Origin of the sequence: Stenotrophomonas sp. S41 (assembly GCF_016624625.1) — a bacterium.
Taxonomy (GTDB): Bacteria; Pseudomonadota; Gammaproteobacteria; order Xanthomonadales; family Xanthomonadaceae; genus Stenotrophomonas.
Window position 1 is genome coordinate 1 of the sequence record NZ_JACVTV010000071.1, and the last position, 22351, is coordinate 22351.

19 protein-coding genes and 3 tRNA genes are annotated in these 22351 nt (G+C 64.8%); all 22 read right to left on the reverse strand.

Annotated features, from left to right (window positions below):
• Window positions 1-149: 149 nt before the first annotated feature.
• Window positions 150-2798 carry a translation initiation factor IF-2 gene (infB, locus tag IAE56_RS14380; protein WP_108769447.1) on the reverse strand — a complete coding sequence of 883 codons (2649 nt, stop codon included), beginning with the start codon at window positions 2796-2798 and terminating at the stop codon, window positions 150-152.
• 92 nt (window positions 2799-2890) lie between these two features.
• Window positions 2891-4402 (reverse strand): transcription termination factor NusA, encoded by a 1512-nt coding sequence (gene nusA / locus IAE56_RS14385; RefSeq protein WP_108769448.1) that lies wholly within the window; start codon window positions 4400-4402, stop codon window positions 2891-2893.
• Between the two features lie 4 nt (window positions 4403-4406).
• Complete coding sequence (gene rimP / locus IAE56_RS14390; protein ID WP_108769449.1) at window positions 4407-4997, reverse strand: ribosome maturation factor RimP; 591 nt, start codon at window positions 4995-4997, stop codon at window positions 4407-4409.
• A 331-nt stretch (window positions 4998-5328) separates the two neighbouring features.
• Window positions 5329-5405: transfer RNA gene (locus tag IAE56_RS14395), tRNA-Met, on the reverse strand.
• A gap of 83 nt (window positions 5406-5488) precedes the next feature.
• Window positions 5489-5565 (reverse strand) — tRNA-Met (locus IAE56_RS14400).
• Window positions 5566-5692: 127 nt separating this feature from the next.
• Window positions 5693-7153 carry an NADH-quinone oxidoreductase subunit NuoN gene (nuoN, locus tag IAE56_RS14405; RefSeq protein WP_079222602.1) on the reverse strand — a complete coding sequence of 487 codons (1461 nt, stop codon included), beginning with the start codon at window positions 7151-7153 and terminating at the stop codon, window positions 5693-5695.
• Between the two features lie 15 nt (window positions 7154-7168).
• Window positions 7169-8677, reverse strand: a complete 1509-nt coding sequence (locus IAE56_RS14410) for an NADH-quinone oxidoreductase subunit M (protein ID WP_108769450.1) — start codon at window positions 8675-8677, stop codon at window positions 7169-7171.
• Between the two features lie 23 nt (window positions 8678-8700).
• Entirely contained in the window at window positions 8701-10872 is a 2172-nt protein-coding gene (nuoL, locus tag IAE56_RS14415; protein WP_200752989.1) for an NADH-quinone oxidoreductase subunit L, read from the reverse strand.
• 7 nt (window positions 10873-10879) lie between these two features.
• Window positions 10880-11185 carry an NADH-quinone oxidoreductase subunit NuoK gene (gene nuoK, locus IAE56_RS14420; RefSeq protein ID WP_053519917.1) on the reverse strand — a complete coding sequence of 102 codons (306 nt, stop codon included), beginning with the start codon at window positions 11183-11185 and terminating at the stop codon, window positions 10880-10882.
• Complete coding sequence (locus IAE56_RS14425) at window positions 11182-11841, reverse strand: NADH-quinone oxidoreductase subunit J (protein ID WP_200752990.1); 660 nt, start codon at window positions 11839-11841, stop codon at window positions 11182-11184. Before IAE56_RS14425 ends, nuoK begins: the two co-directional genes overlap by 4 nt.
• A gap of 9 nt (window positions 11842-11850) precedes the next feature.
• On the reverse strand, window positions 11851-12339 hold the full coding sequence (nuoI, locus tag IAE56_RS14430) for an NADH-quinone oxidoreductase subunit NuoI (RefSeq protein WP_005410456.1): 489 nt from the start codon (window positions 12337-12339) through the stop codon (window positions 11851-11853).
• Window positions 12340-12342: 3 nt separating this feature from the next.
• Entirely contained in the window at window positions 12343-13437 is a 1095-nt protein-coding gene (gene nuoH, locus IAE56_RS14435; protein ID WP_108769453.1) for an NADH-quinone oxidoreductase subunit NuoH, read from the reverse strand.
• Window positions 13434-15668 carry an NADH-quinone oxidoreductase subunit NuoG gene (gene nuoG / locus IAE56_RS14440; RefSeq protein WP_200752991.1) on the reverse strand — a complete coding sequence of 745 codons (2235 nt, stop codon included), beginning with the start codon at window positions 15666-15668 and terminating at the stop codon, window positions 13434-13436. Before nuoG ends, nuoH begins: the two co-directional genes overlap by 4 nt.
• Complete coding sequence (nuoF, locus tag IAE56_RS14445; RefSeq protein WP_200752992.1) at window positions 15665-17005, reverse strand: NADH-quinone oxidoreductase subunit NuoF; 1341 nt, start codon at window positions 17003-17005, stop codon at window positions 15665-15667. Before nuoF ends, nuoG begins: the two co-directional genes overlap by 4 nt.
• A gap of 4 nt (window positions 17006-17009) precedes the next feature.
• The gene (nuoE, locus tag IAE56_RS14450; RefSeq protein WP_108769456.1) at window positions 17010-17537 is read right to left on the reverse strand and encodes an NADH-quinone oxidoreductase subunit NuoE; all 528 of its coding nucleotides are present in this window, start codon (window positions 17535-17537) and stop codon (window positions 17010-17012) included.
• Between the two features lie 97 nt (window positions 17538-17634).
• Entirely contained in the window at window positions 17635-18942 is a 1308-nt protein-coding gene (locus tag IAE56_RS14455) for an NADH-quinone oxidoreductase subunit D (protein ID WP_116863229.1), read from the reverse strand.
• Window positions 18939-19688, reverse strand: a complete 750-nt coding sequence (locus IAE56_RS14460; RefSeq protein ID WP_200752993.1) for an NADH-quinone oxidoreductase subunit C — start codon at window positions 19686-19688, stop codon at window positions 18939-18941. Before IAE56_RS14460 ends, IAE56_RS14455 begins: the two co-directional genes overlap by 4 nt.
• 33 nt (window positions 19689-19721) lie before the next feature.
• Window positions 19722-20276, reverse strand: a complete 555-nt coding sequence (locus tag IAE56_RS14465; RefSeq protein WP_079222612.1) for an NADH-quinone oxidoreductase subunit B — start codon at window positions 20274-20276, stop codon at window positions 19722-19724.
• The gene (locus IAE56_RS14470) at window positions 20267-20623 is read right to left on the reverse strand and encodes an NADH-quinone oxidoreductase subunit A (RefSeq protein ID WP_079222613.1); all 357 of its coding nucleotides are present in this window, start codon (window positions 20621-20623) and stop codon (window positions 20267-20269) included. Before IAE56_RS14470 ends, IAE56_RS14465 begins: the two co-directional genes overlap by 10 nt.
• Window positions 20624-20733: 110 nt before the next feature.
• Window positions 20734-20818: transfer RNA gene (locus IAE56_RS14475), tRNA-Leu, on the reverse strand.
• A gap of 51 nt (window positions 20819-20869) precedes the next feature.
• Window positions 20870-21307, reverse strand: coding sequence for a preprotein translocase subunit SecG (gene secG / locus IAE56_RS14480; RefSeq protein ID WP_200752994.1), 438 nt, complete (start codon window positions 21305-21307; stop codon window positions 20870-20872).
• Window positions 21308-21340: 33 nt separating this feature from the next.
• Window positions 21341-22096 carry a triose-phosphate isomerase gene (gene tpiA, locus IAE56_RS14485; protein ID WP_108769460.1) on the reverse strand — a complete coding sequence of 252 codons (756 nt, stop codon included), beginning with the start codon at window positions 22094-22096 and terminating at the stop codon, window positions 21341-21343.
• Window positions 22097-22351 lie beyond the last annotated feature (255 nt).

The window sequence follows — 22351 nt, forward strand, 5'->3', positions numbered from 1 at the left end:
TTTTGTTTTGTTGTTTTGTTGGTTGGGGTTTGCGCGCCGCGGCCCCCCCCCCCCCCCCCCCGGGGGGGCCGCTACCACATGGTACCCGACCGCTGGTCGGGTGCTACATCATGGTGGGGCCCGACCGTTGGTCGGGCCACCTTGCAGCATTACAGGGTGCGCGGCACTTCGATACGCTCGAAGCACTCGATCTGGTCACCCGGCTTGACGTCGTTGTAGGCCTTCACCGCGATACCGCATTCGGTACCGTTGCGGACTTCCTCGACGTTTTCCTTGAAGCGGCGCAGCGATTCCAGCTCGCCCTCGAAGATCACCACGCTGTCGCGCAGCACGCGGATCGGCTTGTTGCGCTTGACCACGCCCTCGATGACCATCGAGCCGGCAACCGCGCCCAGCTTGGAGCTGCGGAAGACGTCGCGGACCTCGGCGATACCGATGATCTCTTCGCGGATCTCCACGCCCAGCAGACCGGATGCCACCTGCTTCACCTGGTCGATCACGTCATAGATGATCGAGAAGTAACGCAGGTCCACGCCGTTGGATTCGATGATGCGACGGGCCGAAGCGTCCGCACGCACGTTGAAGCCGATGACGGTGGCCTTCGAAGCGGCAGCCGAATTGGCGTCCGACTCGGTGATGCCGCCCACGCCGGAGTGGATCACGTTGATGCGGATGTCTTCGTTGGACAGCGCGACCAGTGCCTGGCTCAGCGCCTGCACCGAACCCTGCACGTCGGCCTTGATGACCAGGTTGAGGACCTGCTGGCCCTCGCCCTTGCCCAGGGTCGCCATGATGTCTTCCATGCGGCTGCCAGCGGTGGCGACCAGGCGCGATTCGCGGCGCTTGGTCTCACGCTGCTGGGCAACGTCCTTGGCCAGGCGCTCGTCCTCGACGACCACGAAGTCGTCACCGGCTTCCGGCACGCCGGACAGGCCCAGGACCTGCACCGGGATGGACGGACCGGCGAACTCCGGCTGCTTGCCGGTTTCGTCGAACAGCGCACGCACGCGGCCGTACTGGATGCCGCACACCAGGTAGTCGCCCTTCTTCAGGCGGCCCTGCTGCACCAGCACGGTGGCGACCGGGCCACGGCCCTTGTCCAGCGAGGATTCGATGACCACGCCTGCGGCGCGGCCTTCGTCGACGGCCTTCAGTTCCAGCAGTTCCGCCTGGACCGAGACGGCATCCAGCAGATCGTCGATGCCCAGGCCGGTCTTGGCCGAGATCTCCACCATCTGGATGTCACCGCCGAAGTCTTCGGCCACGACCTGCTCGGAGAGCAGCTCGTTCTTGACCCGCATCGGGTCGGCGCCGGACTTGTCGATCTTGTTGATGGCCACGATCAGCGGCACACCCGCCGAACGGGCGTGCTGGATCGCTTCCTTGGTCTGCGGCATGACGCCGTCGTCGGCGGCAACCACCAGGACCACGATGTCGGTCAGCTTGGCACCGCGGGCACGCATCGAGGTGAACGCGGCGTGGCCCGGGGTATCCAGGAAGCTGATGACGCCCTTCGGCGTATCAACGTGGTACGCACCGATGTGCTGGGTGATGCCACCGGCTTCGCCGTGGGCGACCTTGGTGCGGCGGATGTAATCCAGCAGCGAGGTCTTGCCGTGGTCGACGTGGCCCATGATGGTGACCACCGGCGGACGCTGCACGGCTTCGCCCTGGTTTTCACCGGTCGAGGCCAGCAGTGCGTCTTCGGCGTCGTTGTCATTGGCACGGATCGCCTTGTGGCCGAGTTCTTCGGTCACCAGCGCGGCGGTGTCGTGGTCGATGGACTGGGTGATGGTGGCCATCACGCCCATCTTGAACAGCGCCTTCACCACTTCGCCACCCTTCAGCGCGAGCTTCTGGGCCAGGTCGGCCACGGTGATGGTTTCGCCGATCGCCACTTCACGCACGACCGGTGCGGTCGGACGCTCGAACGCGTGCGGACCGGCGTTGTTGCCACCACGCGACATGTCGCGACGGCCGCCACTCTGGTTGCGACCACCCGGACGACCACGGTTGTTGCTGTTGTTGCTGTTGCCACGACGTGCACGGTCGGCAGCCGACAGGTGCATCTGGCCGGCGAAACGATCGCCCGGGCCACGCTCGCTGCGCGGCGCGCTGCGGTTGTTGCGGTCGTCGTTGCGCGGCGGTGCCGGCGGTGCACCACGCGGTGCGGCCGGAGCGGCAGCCGGGGTACGCGGCGGGCGCGGTGCGGTTTCGTCGATCGGAGCGCGCTTGGGCTTGGTGGCAGCCAGGGCCTCGGCGGCCTTGGCGGCAGCTGCAGCTTCCTCGGCAGCCTTCTTCTCGGCCTCGGCACGTTCCTTGGCGGCAACTTCTTCCTCACGGGCACGGACGATGGCTTCGTCGCGCAGACGATCCTTCTCGGCCAGGGCCTGCTGTTCGGCGAGGTTGCGGGCGCGCGACTCTTCCAGCTTGCGCAGGATGTCGGCACGCTCTTCGTCCGGCGTCATGGCACGCGCACCATCCTTGACGTAGGTACGCTTCTGGCGCACCTCGACATTCACGGTCGTCTTGCTGCGACCGGAATTGACCGTCACTTCCTGCTGTTTCCGGCGGTTGAGCGTGATCTTCTTTGCAGACTGATCAGTCTCTTCCGGGGCCTGCTCGGGCTTGCCGTGCGAACGACGAAGGAAGCCCAGGAGCTTCACCTTCTCGGTGCTGGTCACGACCTGGTCGGGACCGCTGAACTTCATGCCGGCACCGGCCAGCTGTTCCAGCAGTTTCTCGACCGGCGTGTTGACCAGTTCGGCAAGCTTGCGGATGGTGGTTTGCTGCGACATTCGGATCCTATGATCTTGTGGGCGCCCCCCCGCAGATGGAGGTGGCGCGGATTCTACGCCCTGATCGGCTCAGGGCCCTGTTCATTGCCGGCTCATTCGCCGCGTTCCAGTCGGGCGATCTCCTCGGCACGCGCAGCCAGGATCAGCGCCGCGGCGCGCTCCTGGTCCAGCCCTTCGATGCCGAAGTCCATGACCTCGTCGGCGGCCAGGTCGGAAAGCTCCTCGCTGGTACGCACGCCGTGGCCGGCCAGCGCGTAAGCGGTGGCTTCGTCCATGCCCTCAAGGGACAGCAGGTCCTGCGCCGGCTGGCCGTCTTCAAGGCCTTCCTCGACTGCCAGGGCCTCATTGAGCAGCGCATCGCGGGCACGAGCGCGCAGCTCTTCGACGATGTCCTCGTCGAAACCTTCCACGGCCAGCAGTTCGCCGACCGGGACATAAGCAATTTCTTCAACCGTACCGAAGCCTTCGCTGACCAGGATGCCGGCGATTTCCTCGTCCACTTCCAGCTTGTCCATGAACAGCTGGCGGGCCGACGACTGCTCGGCTTCCGACTTGGCGGTGACCTGGTCCTGGGTCATCACGTTCAGCTGCCAACCGGTCAGGCGGCTGGCCAGGCGCACGTTCTGGCCGCCCTTGCCGATGGCCTGGGCCAGGCGGTCTTCGGCCACGGCCAGATCCATCGAGTGCTTGTCTTCATCGACGATGATCGACTGCACTTCAGCCGGTGCCATCGCGTTGATGACGAAGTTGGCCGGGCTGTCGTTCCACAGCACGATGTCCACGCGCTCGCCATTGAGCTCGTTGGACACGGCCTGCACGCGCGAACCGCGCATGCCGATGCAGGCACCGATCGGATCGGTACGGGTATCGTGGGCCAGCACGGCGATCTTGGCGCGATCGCCCGGATCGCGGGCACAGGCCTTGATTTCCACCAGGCCCTGGCCGACTTCCGGCACTTCGAGCTTGAACAGCTCGATCATGAATTCCGGGGCGGCGCGGCTGATGAACAGCTGCGGGCCACGCGGTTCCGAACGCACTTCGGCCAGGTAGCCGCGCACGCGGTCACCGGCGCGCAGCACGTCGCGCGGGATGCCCTTGTCCTTCGGGATGAAACCTTCGGCGTTGCCGCCCAGGTCCACGTAGATGTTGCCGCGCTCGGCGCGCTTGACCACACCGGTGATCAGCTCACCAACGCGATCCTTCCACGCATCGACGACCTGCTGGCGCTCGGCTTCGCGCACGCGCTGCACGATGACCTGCTTGGCGGCCTGGGCGGCGATGCGGCCGAAATCGGGGTTTTCGATCTGTTCTTCGATGTAGTCGCCGACGTCCACGCCTTCGGCTTCGTCGACGGCGTCCATCAGGCGGATCTGGCGGTCCGGCGATTCCATGACCACGTCATCGGCCACCACTTCCCAGCGGCGGTAGGTTTCGTAGCTGCCATCCTTGTGGTCGATGACCACGCGGGTCAGCACTTCCTCGTCGGCATAGCGCTTCTTCGCTGCGGACGCCAGGGCGGCCTCGATCGCATCGAAGATCACTTCACGCGGCACGCCCTTCTCGTTGGCGACCGCGTCCACTACCAGCAACAGTTCCTTGCTCATTGGCTCACTCCGCGCGCGGCTTCTTTGCCGCCGGCTCGTTGGAAGAAGAATTCTTGTCCGGCTTCGGACGCTTCGGCGCCGGGCCGGTCGGCTTGCTCGGGGCCAGGCCCAGGGCAACCCAGTCCGGCATGATCCGGGCCTTGTCGATGTTGTCGGCCGACACGACCACTTCGGTCTTGTCGACGATGAAGGTGATGGTGTCCGCAGCCTCGTCGGTCGCTTCGATGCGGCCCTGCAGGCGACGGCGGTTGTCCTGCGGCAGCTTCAGCGTGACCTTGGCCATTTCGCCGAGGTGACGGCCGAACTGCTCCAGGTTGAACAGCGGACGGTCGACGCCCGGCGAAGACACTTCCAGCGTGTAGTTGCCGCTGATCGGGTCTTCGACGTCCATCTGCGCGGACACTTCGCGGCTGACGCGCTCACAGTCGTCCACGTTGATGATGCGCTCGGGCTGTTCAGCCAGCGGCACGTCGATGTAAAGGCGCAGGGTCGCACCGCCGGGGGCCGGCAGATACTCAACGCCCAGCAGCTCCAGGCCCAGCGACACAACGGTCGGGCCGAGCAGATTCGCGATGTCGGTTGCCTTGTCGCTCACAGCCTGCCTTGATCTCTTGGTTGGGTGCCGGCCACGGCCGGCGGGGAAAACATGACGCCCCGGAAACGACAAAGGGCCCGCTGGGCCCCTTTTTCCGGAAAGACTCCGGTGACTGGATTCCGGTTGCAACGCGCTGCGTAAGCGTGTTGCGAGCCCTCCTTCCGGACCGGGTCTCCCGTGGGGAGGCCGCCTTCAGGGGTACTGCCTAGGCCGCTGATGATAGCGGCTGCACCTCGCTGGTGCAAGGCTTGGACCGCCATGCCCGGCGGATCCAGCGTACGCCCAAAGAAAAACGCCTCCGAAGCAGGGCTTCGAAGGCGATCTCTTTACTTGGTAGCGGGGGCAGGATTTGAACCTGCGACCTTCGGGTTATGAGCCCGACGAGCTGCCAGACTGCTCCACCCCGCATCAGAAGCGGAATTATGAGTGATAACTTCAAAACATGCAAGCTTTCCCTCATTCATCAAACCGGTTGGCGCCGATCTGAAGTTTGGTAGCGGGGGCAGGATTTGAACCTGCGACCTTCGGGTTATGAGCCCGACGAGCTGCCAGACTGCTCCACCCCGCACCGGAAGTGTTTGAACTGCTGCCCCGCTCTTTCGAGGAGGGCTACCGCAACGATGTTCTGGCTGAACCGCTGCAGTGACAACTCAGGCTGCGCATATTACACGAATCGCGCAGCTTTGTGTCAACTTTTATGCAAGATGCGCAAATGCCTGCTGGCACCAGACCATGATCGGGTTCCAGGCCAGGCCCAGGGCCAGCAGCGCCAGGGCATTCACGCCCAGCACCACGCCCAGCACGCGGTCGTTGTTGCGCGGCATGGCCTCGCCCACCGGCTCATCGAAGTACATGACCTTGATGACGCGCAGGTAGTAGAAGCAGCCGACCACGGCACACAGGACGCCGAGGATGGCCAGCCACAGCAGGCCGCCGTTGACGGCAGCGCCGAGCACGGCCAGTTTGGTCCAGAAGCCCAGGAACGGCGGGATGCCGGCCAGCGACGCCATGATGCACAGCACCAGGCCGGCCATCCACGGGTTGCGGGCGTTCAGGCCCTTGAAGTCCTCGATGTTCTCGGCTTCAAAGCCGGCGCGCGACAGGGCGATGATCGCACCGAAGGCGGCGGTGGACATGATGGCGTAGGCCAGTGCGTAGAACAGCGCGGCGGCATAGCCCTGAGCGCCGCCACCGGCGATGCCCATCAGCAGGAAGCCGATGTGCGACACGGTGGAGAACGCCAGCATGCGCTTGAGGTTGCTCTGCGCGATGGCCATCAGGTTGCCGATGACCAGCGACACGGCGGCCAGGCCGGCGATCAGCAGCTGCAGTTCGGTCGACAGCGGGCCCACGCCCATCTCCAGCAGGCGGTAGGCCATGCCGAAGGCGGCCAGCTTCGGTGCCGAGCTGATGAACAGCGCGATCGGCGCCGGGGCACCCTGGTACACGTCGGGCAGCCACATGTGGAACGGAGCGGCACCCAGCTTGAAGGCCACGCCGGCGATCATGAAGACCGCACCGGTGATCAGCAGCACGCGCTCATCCGAATGCGGGATGGCGGCCTGGATGGCATCCAGGTGCAGGCTGCCGGTGGCGCCGTAGATCAGCGACATGCCGTACAGCAGCAGGCCCGAGGCCAGCGAACCGAGGACGATGTACTTCATCGCCGCTTCCGAGGCCAGGCCGCTGTCGCGGTTGCTGGCGACCAGTGCGTACGAGCACAGGGCCAGCAGTTCCAGGCCCAGGTAGACCATCAGCAGGCTGCCGGCCGAGACCAGGATCATCATGCCGGCGGTGCCGAACAGGATCAGCACCGGGATCTCGCCCTGGAACAGGTTGCGGTCGCGCAGGTAGCGCCAGCCGTAGACCAGGGTCAGGCCGCTGAGCAGCACGATCCCGGTCTTCATCACGTCCGCGGCGGTATCGCGCACGAACATGCCGTGGAAGACCTCACCCTGCCCGCCCACGCCGGTGGCGAGCATGAACAGCACCACGGCCAGTGCGGCGACCGAGAACAGGTGGGTGACGATCTTGTTCCGGTTGCTGACGAACAGGTCGAGGATCATCAGGGCGAAGGCGCTGCCGATCAGCACCAGCTCGGGAGCGAGCGGTGGCAGGTCAGCGGCGGTCAATGGCAGCAGCGGCGAGGTGGTCATCATCAAATCCTGGAATTACAGCAGCTTGCTGGATGCGATCTGCATCGCCAGCTTCGCGATCGAGGGCTCCATCAGGTCGGTCAGCGGCTTGGGGTAGATGCCCAGCGCCAGCACGCCGATGGCGAACACGCTCAGCAGCGCCCATTCGCGGCCGTTGATGTCCTTCAGTTCGGCCACGTGGCTGTTGGCCACTTCGCCGAAGAAGATGCGCTTGTACAGCCACAGCGTGTAAGCCGCACCGATGATCAGGGTGGTGGCGGCGCCCAGGGCGATCCACGGATTGCGCTGGAACGCAGCCAGGATGACCATGAATTCACCGGCGAAGCCACTGGTGCCCGGCAGGCCGGCATTGGCCATGAAGAACAGCATGGCGAAGGTGGCGAACCACGGCATCACGTTGACCACGCCGCCGTAATCGGCGATGCGGCGGCTGTGCATGCGGTCGTACAGCACGCCGACGCAGGAGAACATCGCACCGGACACGAAGCCGTGCGAGATCATCTGCACCATGGCGCCCTGCAGGCCCAGGCGGGCTGCATCGGCGTTGCCGGCTTCACGCACCAGCCACAGGGCGATGAAGGTGCCCAGGGTGACGAAGCCCATGTGCGCGATCGACGAATAGGCGATCAGCTTCTTCATGTCGTCCTGCACCAGGGCGACCAGGCCGACGTAGATCACCGCGATCAGCGACAGCGCGATCACCAGCCAGGCCCATTCGTTGGACGCATCCGGAACGATCGGCAGGTTGAAGCGCAGGAAGCCGTAGCCACCGATCTTCAGGGCGATGGCGGCCAGGATCACCGAACCGGCGGTCGGCGCTTCCACGTGGGCGTCCGGCAGCCAGGTGTGCACCGGGAACATCGGCACCTTGACCGCGAAGGCGATCAGGAAGGCGAAGAAGATCCAGGTCTGTTCCTTGGCGCTCAGCGGCAGCGCGTACAGGTCGGCCAGCTGGAAGCTGCCACCCTTCATGTACAGGTAGATCAGCGCCACCAGCATCAGCACCGAGCCGAGGAAGGTGTACAGGAAGAACTTCATCGCGGCGTAGATGCGGCGCGGGCCGCCCCAGACACCGATGATGAGGAACATCGGGATCAGCATCGCCTCGAAGAACACGTAGAACAGCATCGCGTCCGTGGCCGAGAAGATGCCGACGGTGACGCCTTCCAGGATCAGGAAGGCCGCCACGTACTGGTTCACGCGCTTGTCGATCGCGCTCCAGGCACCCAGCAGGGCCAGCACGCCGACCAGGGTGGTCAGCAGGATCAGCGCGATGGCGATGCCATCCACGCCCAGGTTGTAGCCGATCTTGTACGCCGGGATCCACGCATGGGTCTCGACGAACTGCATGCCATCGGCAGCCGGGTTGTAGCCGCCGAGCAGCGAGAGACTCGCAACGAAGGTCAGCAGCGCCACGCCGATCGACGCCCAGCGGGCGGTCTGCGCATCACGGATCGCAAGGATCAGGGCACCGCCGAGGATCGGCAGCCAGATGAGGACACTGAGTAGGGGCCAGTTCGACACGTCTTCTTATTCCGTACAGGTCATCAACGCAGGTAATGCATCAGCACGCCCAGGAGGGCAATCAGGCCGATGATCATCGCGAAGGCGTAGTGATAGAGGAAACCGGATTGGGTACGACGCAGCACGCCGGCTGCGACGTCCACAACACGTGCCGAGAGATTGACCACGCCGTCGACGATGTTGCTGTCGATCCAGCGAGCGATCTTGCCGAGCTTGACGCTGCCACCGGCAAAACCGTCGATCCACAGCTTGTCGAAGCCGTACTTGTTTTCCAGCACCGAGACCAGCGGAGCGAAGGTCTTGCGGGCCTTGCCCGACAGGTCCGGCTTCCACAGGTAGAACAGCGCGGCCAGCAGGAAGCCTGCGACGGTCAGGAAGAACGGCGGCAGCATCATGCCGTGCAGCGCGAACGCCACCGGGCCATGGAACTCCTCGCCGAGGAATGCCACGGTGTTCTTGGCCGGATCGTAGAAATCGACGATGCCGGTGAAGAACGTGGTCGCCTGGCCCTTGATCGCCTCGTGGGCGTGGTGGCCGGCCCAGTCGGTGCCGTGCAGCATCGGACCGATGCTGAAGAAACCGATGGCGATCGAGGGGATGGCCAGCAGGATCAGCGGCAGGGTCACCACCCACGGGGTTTCGTGCGGCTCATGCGGACCGTGGCCATGGCCGTGGTCGTCATGGGCATCGCCGTGGTGCGCATCGGCGTGATGGGCATCGGCGGCATGATGGTCGTCATGACCGTGGTCATCGTGGTGCGCGTCACGGAAGCGCTCCGGACCATGGAAGGTCAGGAACAGCAGGCGGAAGCTGTAGAAGCTGGTCACCAGCACGCCACCCAGCACTGCCCAGTAGCCATAGGTGGCCACCCAGGTGTTCTGCATGTGGGCGTGGATCTCGGCGGCCTCGATGATGGTGTCCTTCGAGTAGAAGCCGGAGAAGAACGGCGTACCGACCAGGGCCAGGGTACCGATCCACATGGTGATGAAGGTGATCGGCATGTACTTGCGCAGGCCGCCCATCTTGCGCATGTCCTGCTCGTGGTGCATCGCGATGATGACCGAGCCGGCACCCAGGAACAGCAGCGCCTTGAAGAAGGCGTGGGTCATCAGGTGGAACACGGCTGCCGAGTAGGCCGACACGCCCAGCGCCACGGTCATGTAGCCGAGCTGGGACAGCGTCGAGTACGCGACCACGCGCTTGATGTCGTTCTGCACGATGCCGATCAGGCCGGTGAAGAACGCGGTGGTGGCGCCGATGAAGAGGATGAAGTTCAGCGCGGTCTGCGACAGCTCGAACAGCGGCGACATGCGGGTGACCATGAAGATACCGGCGGTCACCATGGTCGCGGCGTGGATCAGCGCCGAAATCGGGGTCGGGCCTTCCATCGAATCCGGCAGCCACACGTGCAGCGGCACCTGGGCCGACTTGCCCATGGCACCGATGAACAGGCAGATGCAGATGACGGTGGCGATCGACCAGACAACCGGGTCGCTCAGCAGCTGCATGCCGAACACGGTGCCGTCCCAGATCTGCATCTTGGCTTCGGGGCTGGCCAGTGCGCCGGCCTGCGAGAACACCTGCGAGTAGTCCAGGGTGCCGAACACCCACAGCACGCCGGCGATGCCCAGCAGGAAGCCGAAGTCACCGACCCGGTTGACCAGGAACGCCTTCATGTTGGCGAAGATCGCGGTCGGGCGCTTGAACCAGAAGCCGATCAGCAGGTACGACACCAGGCCCACCGCTTCCCAGCCGAAGAACAGCTGCAGGAAGTTGTTGCTCATCACCAGGGTGAGCATCGAGAAGGTGAACAGCGAGATGTAGCTGAAGAAGCGCTGGTAGCCCGGGTCTTCTTCCATGTAGCCGATGGTGTAGATGTGGACCAGCAGCGACACGAAGGTCACCACCACCATCATCATCGCGGTCAGCTTGTCGACCATGAAGCCGACATGGGCCGAGTACTGGCCGACTTCGAAGAAGGTGTACAGGTTCTGGTTGAACGGCTGTGCACCGCCCCAGACCAGCTGGTACAGCGTGTACATCGACAGGGCGCAGCTGATGGCCACGCCAAGGATGGTGACGGTCTGGGCGCCGAAGCGCTTGACCTGGCGACCGAACAGGCCGGCGATGATGCTGCCGAACAGCGGTGCAAGCACCACTGCGATCAACAGACTCTTGGAGAGAGTGATTTCCATCTGTGGATCAGCCCTTCAGCGAATCGACTTCGCCGACATTGATTGTGCGGCGTGTACGGAACAGGGTCACCAGGATCGCCAGGCCGATGGCGGCCTCGGCTGCGGCGACGGTCAGGATGAAGAACACGAACAGCTGGCCCGACGGATCGCCGAGCTGGCGCGAGAACCCGACGAAGTTGATGTTCACCGACAGCAGCATCAACTCGATGGACATCAGCAGGACGATGATGTTCTTGCGGTTGAGGAAGATGCCGGCAAGGCTGATGCAGAACAGCACCGCGCCCAGCGCCAGGATGTGGCCGAGAGTGATCATGCCTGGGTCTCCTCGTCGCCCGCGACCGGCTTGGTGTTGGTGTGGACCACCGGCTGTTCGGCGTCCATCTTGACCACGCGCAGACGCTGCGAGGCCTTGACCATCGTCTGGTCACCCGGGTTCTGGCTCTTCACACCGGTGCGGCGACGCAGGGTCAGCATGACTGCGGCGACCACGGCCACGGTCAGGATGACGGCGGCGAACTCGAACGGCAGCAGGTACTCAGTGAACAGGCTGCGTGCCAGCCAGGTGATGTTGGACGTGTCCGCGGCCAGGGCCGCAGCGTTGTCCGCCGGGAAGGCGTTGACCGCCCTGCCCTTCACCCCGATCAGGATCAGCATCTGCACCAGCATGGCCACGGCCACGATCAGGCCGACCGGCAGGTAGCGCACCCAGCCCTCACGCAGGTTAGTGGGATCGATGTCGAGCATCATCACCACGAACAGGAACAGCACCATCACCGCGCCGACGTAGACCAGCACCAGGGCGACACCGAGGAACTCGGCACCGACCAGCAGCCACACGCAGGCGATGGAGAAGAAGGTCAGCACCAGGCAGAGCACGGCGTGAACCGGGTTGCGCACGCTGATCACCGCACCGGCCGAAACCGTTGCCGCGATGGCGAACACCCAGAAAGCGATATTTACCCAATCCATCTCTCGACCTCAGCGGTAAGCGGCATCGGCGGCACGACGCTCGGCGATCTCGTTTTCGAGACGATCGCCAAGGGCCAGCAGCTGCGGCTTGGTAACGATGTTTTCGCCACGGTTCTCGAAGTGGTACTCGAGGATGTGGGTTTCGACGATCGAGTCCACCGGGCAGCTTTCTTCGCAGAAGCCGCAGAAGATGCACTTGAACAGATCGATGTCGTAGCGGGTGGTACGGCGGGTGCCGTCCTCGCGCTTGGCCGAGTCGATGGTGATGGCCAGTGCCGGGCACACCGCTTCGCACAGCTTGCAGGCGATGCAGCGCTCTTCACCGTTGGGGTAACGGCGCAGGGCGTGCAGGCCACGGAAGCGCGGCGACTGCGGGAACTTCTCCATCGGGTACATCATCGTGTACTTCGGCTTGAAGCTGTACTTCAGCGTAAGCCAGAGACCGGCCAGCAGTTCGAGCAGCAGCAGGCTCTTGAAGTAATGGGTAATCCTGTTCATCACTTAGACGCCCTTTTGAATCACGCCGAAGAACACCATGACGGCGGTAACCGCGATCCACAGAATGGCCAGCGGGATGAAGACCTTCCAGCCCAGGCGCATGATCTGGTCATAGCGGAAGCGCGGGAAGCTGGCACGGAACCAGATGTAGGCACTGGCGAAGAAGAACACCTTGACGAACAGCCACGGTGCACCGCCCTTCCAGATCCAGTCGACCAGCGGCGAGACATCGCCGAAGTCCGCCCAGCCCTGGATCGGGCTCAGCCAGCCGCCGAGGAAGAAGATCGAGATCAGGAAGCTGATCAGGATCATGTTCGCGTATTCGGCCAGGAAGAACAGGGCGAAGGCACCGCCGGAGTATTCGACCATGTGGCCGGCGACGATTTCCGATTCGCCTTCCACCACGTCGAACGGAGCGCGGTTGGTTTCAGCCACGCCCGACACCCAGTAGATGACGAACAGCGGGAACAGCGGGATCAGGAACCAGTCGAAGAAGCCGGAGCTGCCGGCCTGGGCCATCACGATGCTGCTCAGGTTCAGGCTGCCCGAAGCGATCATCACGCCGACCAGGGCGAAGCCCATCGCGATTTCGTAGCTGATCATCTGCGCCGAGGCGCGCATGGCACCCAGGAACGCGTACTTCGAGTTGGATGCCCAACCGGCCAGGATGATGCCGTAGATGCCCAGCGAGGTCATCGCCAGCAGGTACAGCAGGCCGGCGTTGGCGTTGGACAGCACGATCTGCGAGTCGAAGGGCACCACCGACCAGGCGGCAAACGCCGGGGCCAGGGTGATCAGCGGCGCGAGCAGGAAGATCGCCTTGTTGGCGCTGCTCGGCTGCAGGACTTCCTTGAACAGCAGCTTGAAGACGTCGGCGAAGGCCTGGAAGATGCCCATGCCCACGTACATCGGGCCGTGGCGGACGTGCATCCAGCCGATCAGCTTGCGTTCCCAGACCACGTAGAAGGCCACCGAGACGATCACCGGCACGGCGATCACCAGGATCTTCAGGATGATCCAGATCAGCGCGCCGATATCACCGAGGGCAAGCAGCCACTGGTGCAGCGGGTCGACCGCGTTCAACAGCAATTCGTTCATGCAGCCACCACCGATACGCGAGCGGCACCCAGCGGCGCGGTCGCGCCGTGGCCCGATTCAATCCAGACCGAACCCGCAGCGACGCGGGCGTCGACCACCACCGGCAGGGTGGCCTTGCCGGCATCGGTGCCGACCTTGGCCATCTGCCCTTCCTGCAGCTGCAGGCGCGCGGCATCGTCAGCGTTCAGCACGATGCGCGGGGCGTTGTTCAGCGGATGCGACTGCAGCGCCGGCGCGCGACGGACCACCGCATCGGTGCGGTAGATCGCAGCGGTCGAAGCCACTTCCAGGCCTTCGCCGGCAACGGCCGGCTGGGCCGAGGCCGCCACGGCGACCGACACCGGCGCCAGGCTGGCACGCAGGCCGGCCAGGTCGGTGAAGTCGAAACCGGCCAGCGCCATGTCGCCGCCCAGTGCGCGCAGCACACGCCAGCCCTCGCGGGCCTCGCCCGGCAGCTTGCCGCCGGCACGGGCCGACTGCTCGCGACCATCGAGGTTGGTCAGGGTGGCGTCGATTTCCGGCAGCGCGCCGATCGGCAGGATGACGTCGGCAACGTCGCGGGTGGAGACGCAGGCGAACTGGCTGAAGGCCACCACCTTGGCACCGACCAGCGCCTTGCGCGCGGCCGGGGCATCGGCGAAGTCCAGGCCCGGCTCGAGGCCGTACACCACGTAGGCCTGGCGCGGCTGCGCCAGCATGGTGGCCACGTCCTTGCCAGCCGGCAGCACGCCGGCGCGGGTCAGGCCCACGGCATTGGCGCCCTGCGGGATGCGGCACAGCTTGGCACCGGTGGCGGCAGCGAAATCACGCGCAGCGGCGCGGATCGCGGCGGCCTGCGGGTGGTTCTCGGCGATGCCACCGACGATCAGCACGGTGTTGGTACCGCCCTGCACTGCCGAACGCAGTTCTTCGCTGGCCAGCGCGTCGACGAACTTCGACGGGGCAACGATCTGCTTGCCGGCGATGCTGAAGGCGAAGTCGAAGTCCACCGGGTTGACGACGTGGATCTTCGCGCCCTTGGTGGTCTGCGCCTTGCGCAGGCGGGCGTGCAGCAGCGGCAGTTCGTGGCGGATGTTGCTGCCCAGAACGACGATGCGGTCGGCGCCTTCGATCTCGGCCAGCGGCAGGCCGAACACTTCGGCGGTTGCGGCGTCGGAGAAATCGCGGTTGTTGATGCGGTGGTCGATGTTGTTCGAGCCCAGGCCCTTGGCCAGGCGGGCCAGCAGCGCGCCTTCCTCGTTGGAGGTCGACGGGTGCACCAGCACGCCCAGATGGTCACCCTGGTGGGCCTTGAGGATCTCGGCGGCCGCGGCCAGGCCTTCTGCCCAGCTCACTTCCTTCCACTCGCCGTTGACCTTGCGCAGCGGCTTGACCGCACGGTCTTCGCTGTACAGGCCCTGGTGCGAGTAGCGGTCACGATCGGACAGCCAGCACTCGTTCACGGCTTCGTTGTCGCGCGGCACGGTACGCAGCACTTCGCCGCGACGCACGTGCAGGAACAGGTTCGAACCCATGGCGTCGTGGTAGCCCAGCGATTCGCGCGCGGTCAGTTCCCACGGACGGGCGCGGAACTGGAACACCTTGTTGGTCAGCGCGCCGACCGGGCAGACGTCGACGACGTTGCCGGACAGCTCGGTGGTCAGCGGCTTGCCGTCGTAGGTACCGATCTGCAGGTTCTCGCCGCGGTACATGCCACCCAGTTCATAGGTGCCTGCCACGTCGGCGGTGAAGCGCACGCAGCGGGTGCACTGGATGCAGCGGGTCATCTCGGTGGCGACCAGCGGACCCATGTCCTCGTCCGGCACCACGCGCTTGCGCTCGTTGAAGCGGCTGACCGAACGGCCATAGCCCAGCGAAACGTCCTGCAGCTCGCACTCGCCGCCCTGGTCGCAGATCGGGCAGTCCAGCGGGTGGTTGATGAGCAGGAACTCCATCACCGAACGCTGGAACTTGAGCGCCTTCTCACTGCGGGTGGCGACCTTCATGCCGTCCATCACCGGGGTGGCGCAGGCCGGCGCCGGCTTCGGCGACTTCTCCACGTCCACCAGGCACATGCGGCAGTTGGCGGCGATCGGCAGCTTCTCGTGGTAGCAGAAGCGCGGAATGGAGATGCCGGCCTTGTCGGCGGCCTGGATGATCATCGAGCCCTTGGGCACGACCAGCGACTTGCCATCGATCTCGATGGTGACGTGATCGGGTGGGACGCTCGGATTTACGGGTTGCGCGCTCATGCAGCGGCTGCCTCCACCTTCTTGCCGTCAACCATCGAATGACCGTTGACGATGTAGTACTCGAACTCGTCCCAGAACTGGCGCAGGAAGCCCTGGATGGGCCATGCAGCCGCTTCGCCGAACGCACAGATGGTGTGGCCTTCGATCTGGCCGGCCACCGCCTTCAGCTGGTGCAGGTCTTCCATCGTGGCCTTGCCGGCGACGATGCGCTCCAGCACGCGGTGCATCCAGCCGGTGCCTTCACGGCACGGGGTGCACTGGCCGCAGGATTCCTTGTGGAAGAACTGGCTGATGCGGCAGGCGAACTTGACGCAGCAGACGCTGTCATCCAGCACCACGACGGCGCCCGAACCCAGGCCGGAGCCCAGTGCACGGATGGTGTCGTAGTCCATCGGCAGGCCCTTCAGCTCGGCCGCGGTCAGCACCGGCATCGACACGCCGCCCGGGATCGCGCCCTTCAGGGTGCGGCCCGGACGCAGGCCACCGGCCATCGCCAGCAGGTCGTCGAAGGTGGTGCCCAGCGGCACTTCGAAGTTGCCGCCGTTCTGCACGCAGCCGGAGACCGAGAAGCACTTCGGACCACCGTTGCCGGTCAGGCTCAGGCCCTTGAACCACTCCGGACCGTTGCGGATGATCGCCGGCACCGAACCGTAGGTCTCGGTGTTGTTGATCGTCGACGGCTTGCCGTACAGGCCGAAGTTCGCCGGGAACGGCGGCTTGTAGCGCGGCTGGCCCTTCTTGCCTTCCAACGACTCCATCAGCGCGGTTTCTTCGCCGCAGATGTAGGCGCCGGCGCCCAGGGCACCGTAGATGTCGATGTCCACGCCCGAGCCCATCACGTTCTTGCCCAGCCAGCCGTTTGCATAGGCATCGGCCAGGGCCTGCTCGAAGTTCTCGAACGGCTCGTGGTGGAACTCACCGCGCAGGTAGTTGTAGCCCACGGTCGAGCCGGTGGCGTAGCAGGCGATCGCCATGCCTTCCACGACCGAATGCGGGTTGTAACGCAGGATGTCGCGGTCCTTGCAGGTGCCCGGCTCGGATTCATCCGAGTTGCAGAGGATGTACTTCTGCATGTTGCCCTTGGGCATGAAGGACCACTTCAGGCCGGTCGGGAAGCCAGCGCCACCGCGGCCGCGCAGGCCCGAGGCCTTGACCATCTCGATGACCTGCTCCGGCGGGATCTTCTCTTCGAGGATCTTGCGCAGGGCGGCGTAGCCACCGGTCTTCAGGTAGCTTTCGTACGACCACGGGGTGTCGTAATGCAGGGTGGTGTAGACCACCTGGTGCGGCAGCGGCGCGGGGCCGACCGGACCCTTGGATTCGTGGTGATGTGCCATGCCCTTACTCCAGCCCGTCCAGCAGCTCGTCGACCTTTTCCAGGGTCAGACGCTCATGGTAATGACCGTTGATGACCATCATCGGTGCACCACCGCAGCCTGCCAGGCACTCTTCCTCGCGCTTGAGGTAGACGCGGCCGTCCGGGGTGGACTGGCCGTGCTTGATGCCCAGCTTCTTCTCGCAATGGCGCACGATGTCTTCGGCGCCATTGAGCCAGCAGCTGATGTTGGTGCAGATGGCCACGTTGTTGCGGCCCACCTTCTCGGTCTCGAACATCGAGTAGAAGCTGGCGACCTCGTAGGCCCACACCGGCGGCAGATCCAGGTACTTGGCCACGCCGGCGATCAGCTCGTCGGTCAGCCAGCCCTGGTTCTGCTCCTGGGCCGCATGCAGGCCCTGCAGCACGGCGGAGCGCTTGCGGTCCGGCGGGAACTTGGACAGCCAGTGATCGATGTGAGCGCGCGTCTTGTCGCTCAACACCACCATCGGGTCGACGTCGCGCGCCGTCTCGAAATTACCTGTCGCCTTCATCGGCCGACCTCAGCGAAATGCATAACGTGAAATTGCAGAAACTGCGGCGCCGGCTTGCGCCGGCTGCCTGCAGCAGGCGTTGGCTTGGCAGACGTCATTACCGGTCAACCTCGCCGAACACCAGATCGTAGGTGCCGATCATCGCCACCACGTCGGCCAGCATGTGGCCGCGCACGATCGAATCGATCGAGGACAGGTGGGCGAAGCCCGGCGCGCGCAGGTGCACGCGGAAAGGCTTGTTGGCGCCATCGGAGACCAGGTAGCAGCCGAACTCACCCTTCGGGGCTTCCACCGCCGAATAGGTTTCGCCGGCCGGCACGCAGTAGCCTTCGCTGAACAGCTTGAAGTGATGGATCAGCGCTTCCATGTCGTCCTTCATGTCCTCGCGGCTGGGCGGCGCGACCTTGAAGTTCTTCACCATCACCGGGCCCGGGTTGGCCTTCAGCCACGCCACGCACTGCTTGATGATGCGGTTGGACTCACGCATTTCCGCCACGCGGCACAGGTAGCGGTCGTAGCAGTCGCCTTCCTTGCCCAGCGGGATGTCGAAATCGACGGCATCGTACTTGGCGTACGGACGCTTCTTGCGCAGATCCCAGGCAACGCCCGAGCCGCGCAGCATCACGCCGGTCATGCCCCACTGGTGGGCCAGCTCCGGGCTGACCACGCCGATGCCGACCGTACGCTGCTTCCAGATACGGTTGTCGGTCAGCAGGGTTTCGTATTCGTCGACGCGACCCGGGAACTCGTTGGTGAAGTTCTCCAGGAAGTCCAGCAGCGAGCCTTCACGCGAAGCATTGAGCTGCTTCAGCGCCTTGCCCTTGTGCCAGCGCGATTCCTTGTACTTCGGCATGTGGTCCGGCAGGTCGCGGTAGACGCCGCCCGGACGGTAGTAGGCCGCGTGCATGCGCGCGCCGGAGACTGCTTCGTAGCAGTCCATCAGCTCTTCGCGCTCACGGAAGGCGTACAGCATGACCGCCATCGCACCCAGATCGAGGGCGTTGGAGCCCAGCCACATCAGGTGGTTCAGGATGCGGGTGATTTCGTCGTACATCGTGCGGATGTACTGCGCGCGTTCCGGCGCCTCGATCCCCATCAGGGTTTCGATCGAGCGCACGTAGGCGTGCTCGTTGCACATCATCGACACGTAGTCCAGGCGATCCATGTAGCCGATCGACTGGTTGAAAGGCTTGGACTCGGCCAGCTTTTCGGTACCACGGTGCAGCAGGCCGACGTGCGGGTCGGCGCGCATGATGGTTTCGCCGTCCATTTCCAGGATCAGGCGCAGCACACCATGGGCGGCCGGATGCTGCGGGCCGAAGTTCATGGTGTAGTTGCGGATTTCCTGCCGGCTCTCGGCGGCGTTGCTGGCGAAAGCTTCGCCGGCCTGGTGTACGTGGCTCACTTCACTGCCTCCTGCGCGCGCTCACCTTCTGCGGTCTGCAGACGGGCGTCGTCGCGGATCACGCGCGGCACGCCGACGCGCGGCTCCACCGAGGTGACCGGTTCGTAGATCACGCGCTTCTTTTCTTCGTCGTAGCGGACTTCGACGTTGCCGATCAGCGGGAAGTCCTTGCGGAACGGATGGCCGACGAAACCGTAGTCGGTCAGGATCCGGCGCAGGTCCGGGTGACCTTCGAAGATCACGCCGTACAGGTCGAACGCTTCGCGCTCGAACCAGTTCAGGCCCGGCCAGATGCCGGTCAGCGAGGACACCACCGGCAGTGCTTCGTCAGGGGCGAAGCAGCGCAGGTGCAACATCAGGTTGTGCTGGTAGGAGCGCAGCTGGGCGACCACGGCGAAACGCTGGGTCGGCATGTGCTGCGGGCTCGCGCCGTCGGCACCGTTCTCTTCGGTGGGGAACTCGCCCCACGCGAAACGGCCCTGGGCCTTGCCTTCGACGCCGCGGCTGAAGCCCTGCGAGGACACGTCAGCGGTGTCCCATTCGTCGGAGCCATAACCGAGGTAATCGACGCCGCAGAGATCCACGGCCTGCTCGAAACCAAACTCGTCACGCAGCGCCAGCGCGGTGGCATGCCACTCGGCGGCAGGCACCTCCAGCGTCACTTCGCCGCGGGGTTCGACCACGATGACCTTCGCACCAGCGAAACGTGCGGAGAGTCGGTCGGTGAAGGATGCTTGCTCTGCCATGGGGGCTTGGCGCGCTCTTGTAGTGTGGAAGGGTCAGCGGGCGATGGTCTGTGTACGCCAGATCTTCTTCTGCAGCTGCAGGATCCCGTACACCAGCGCCTCGGCGGTCGGCGGGCAGCCCGGGACGTAGACGTCCACCGGCACCACGCGATCACAGCCGCGCACGACAGAATAGGAGTAATGGTAGTAGCCGCCGCCGTTGGCGCAGCTGCCCATCGAGATGACCCACTTCGGGTCCGGCATCTGGTCGTAGACCTTGCGCAGCGCCGGGGCCATCTTGTTGACCAGGGTACCGGCCACGATCATCACGTCGGACTGACGCGGCGACGGGCGGAACACCACACCGTAGCGGTCAAGGTCCAGGCGCGCGGCGCCGGCGTGCATCATCTCGACTGCGCAGCAGGCCAGACCGAAGGTCATCGGCCACATCGAGCCGGTGCGCGCCCAGTTCAGCAGTGCGTCGACGCTGGTGGTGACGAAGCCCTTTTCCAGCAGCGGGTTGTCGCCCTCCGGCCGCAGGATGTCATCAACCCGACCTTCCGGGACCGGATTGTTCATGAGGCCATCGAGAGTCTGAATCACTCCCATTCCAGCGCTCCCTTCTTCCAGACGTAAATGAAACCGAGGAACAGCATGCCGACGAACAGGCCCATGGTGACGAGCGAACGGGCGCCCAGCTCCATGAAGACCTGGGTCCACGGCACGATGAAGATGATTTCCAGGTCGAAGACGATGAACTGGATCGCGATCAGGTAGTAGCGCACGTCGAACTTCATGCGCGCGTCTTCGAAGGCCTCGAAGCCGCACTCGTACGGCGAGAGCTTTTCCAGATCGGGGCGGCGGGGACCGAGGAATCGACCGATCAGCATCAGCGTGATGCCGATACCGGTCGCGACGATCAGAAACAGCAGAGACGGCAAATATTCGGCCAGCACAGCGATTCTCTCTTGCCTCTGCCGCCGCGCCTGCAGGCGCTTTGGCATGGGGGAGTGGACGGGAAACGGCTGGCGCATTGCGCGCCAGGAGAACCCGCTTTACTTACAAATGGTGCCCAAGAGGGGACTCGAACCCCTACGACCTAAGTCGCTACCACCTCAAGGTAGTGCGTCTACCAATTCCGCCACCTGGGCAAACGATCACATCAGTCAGATAACCCGATGCGCCGCATATTGTAACCGTCTTCAGTCTTTCTGGGAGCCTTCCGAAGGCTTTTCTTCACCAGAAACCGAAGATTCCGCCTGAGCCGGCACATTCGCGGCCGGAACCGGGGCGGCCGGGACCGCATCGGCCTTCGGAACGGCCGGGAGTTCACCTGCCGGAGCGGCCGGAGCGCTGGCCGCCGGGGCGGACATCAGACCCAGGTCCTGGTCGGCCGCCGGACGGCTGCCGTGGCCGGCATACCAGGCCATGAAGAGGCTGATGCCGAAGAACACGACGGCCAGCCACTTGGTCGACTTGGACAGGAAGTTGGACGCGCCACGCGCGCCGAACACGGTGCCCGAGGCGCCAGCACCGAAGCCCGAACCAGCCGCCGCACCCGAACCACGCTGCATCAGGATGAGCGCGATCATGGCCACGGCCACGAGCACGTAGACGACATTGAGGATCAACATCAGCATTGGGAATCCGCCCTCGGACAATACTTACAAGGATTAGTTCGCGACCGCCGCCTCCGCGATGGCCAGGAAGTCCGCGGCCACCAGGGAGGCGCCGCCGACCAGCCCACCATCGACATCCGGCTGCGCGAACAGTTCCCCGGCATTGTCGGGCTTCACGCTGCCGCCGTAAAGAATGGGCAGTGAATCAGCGATTCTAGCATCGATGCGCGCCACTTCGCCACGGATGAACGCGTGGACCTGCTGCGCCTGTTCCTTGCTGGCGGTCTTGCCGGTACCGATGGCCCAGACCGGCTCGTAGGCGACCACGGCATTGGCGAAGCCCTCGCCCCCGACCAGGGCCAGCACCGGGGCCAGCTGGCCGGCGATGACGGCCTCGGTCTGCCCGGCCTCGCGCTGTTCCAGGGTCTCGCCGACGCACAGCACCGGCACCAGGCCGGCATGCAGGGCGGCGGCGAACTTGCGCGCGACCAGCTCGCTGCTTTCATTATGGTACTGGCGGCGCTCGGAGTGGCCGACCAGGCCGTAGCGGGCACCGACCTCGTGCAGCATGGCGGCGCAGACCTCACCGGTATAGGCGCCCTTCTCGTTGCTGCTGACGTCCTGGGCACCGAACACCAGGCCGGTCTCGCCGAAGTCCTCGACCAGCTCTCCCAGGTAGGGCAGCGGCGGCAGGATCACCACCTCGACCCCGGCCTTGGGCAGCCCCGCAGCCACCTGGCCCAGCAGGTCAGTGGCGAATTGACGGCTGCCGTGCAGCTTCCAGTTTCCGGCGACGATCTTGCGGCGCATGAGCGGGTGGCTCCTGTATGAAGTCAGCCGCCCATGATACCCGTTACGGCAAAAACCCGTTTGCTTGTAAGCGGTTACATGGATTTTCAGCGAACGGCGCAGCCCCTCGTGGCGGGTCGGTTGGGTTGGTCGCGAACGGCCCGGTTGGATTCGGTGGCTTGGCCGGGCGGGTGGGCTGCGCAGGGGACGCCGTGAATCCGTCCCTGGAGCAACTGTGTTGCCGGAGGGGCGCCAGCCCTTCCGGCAGACGGGCAC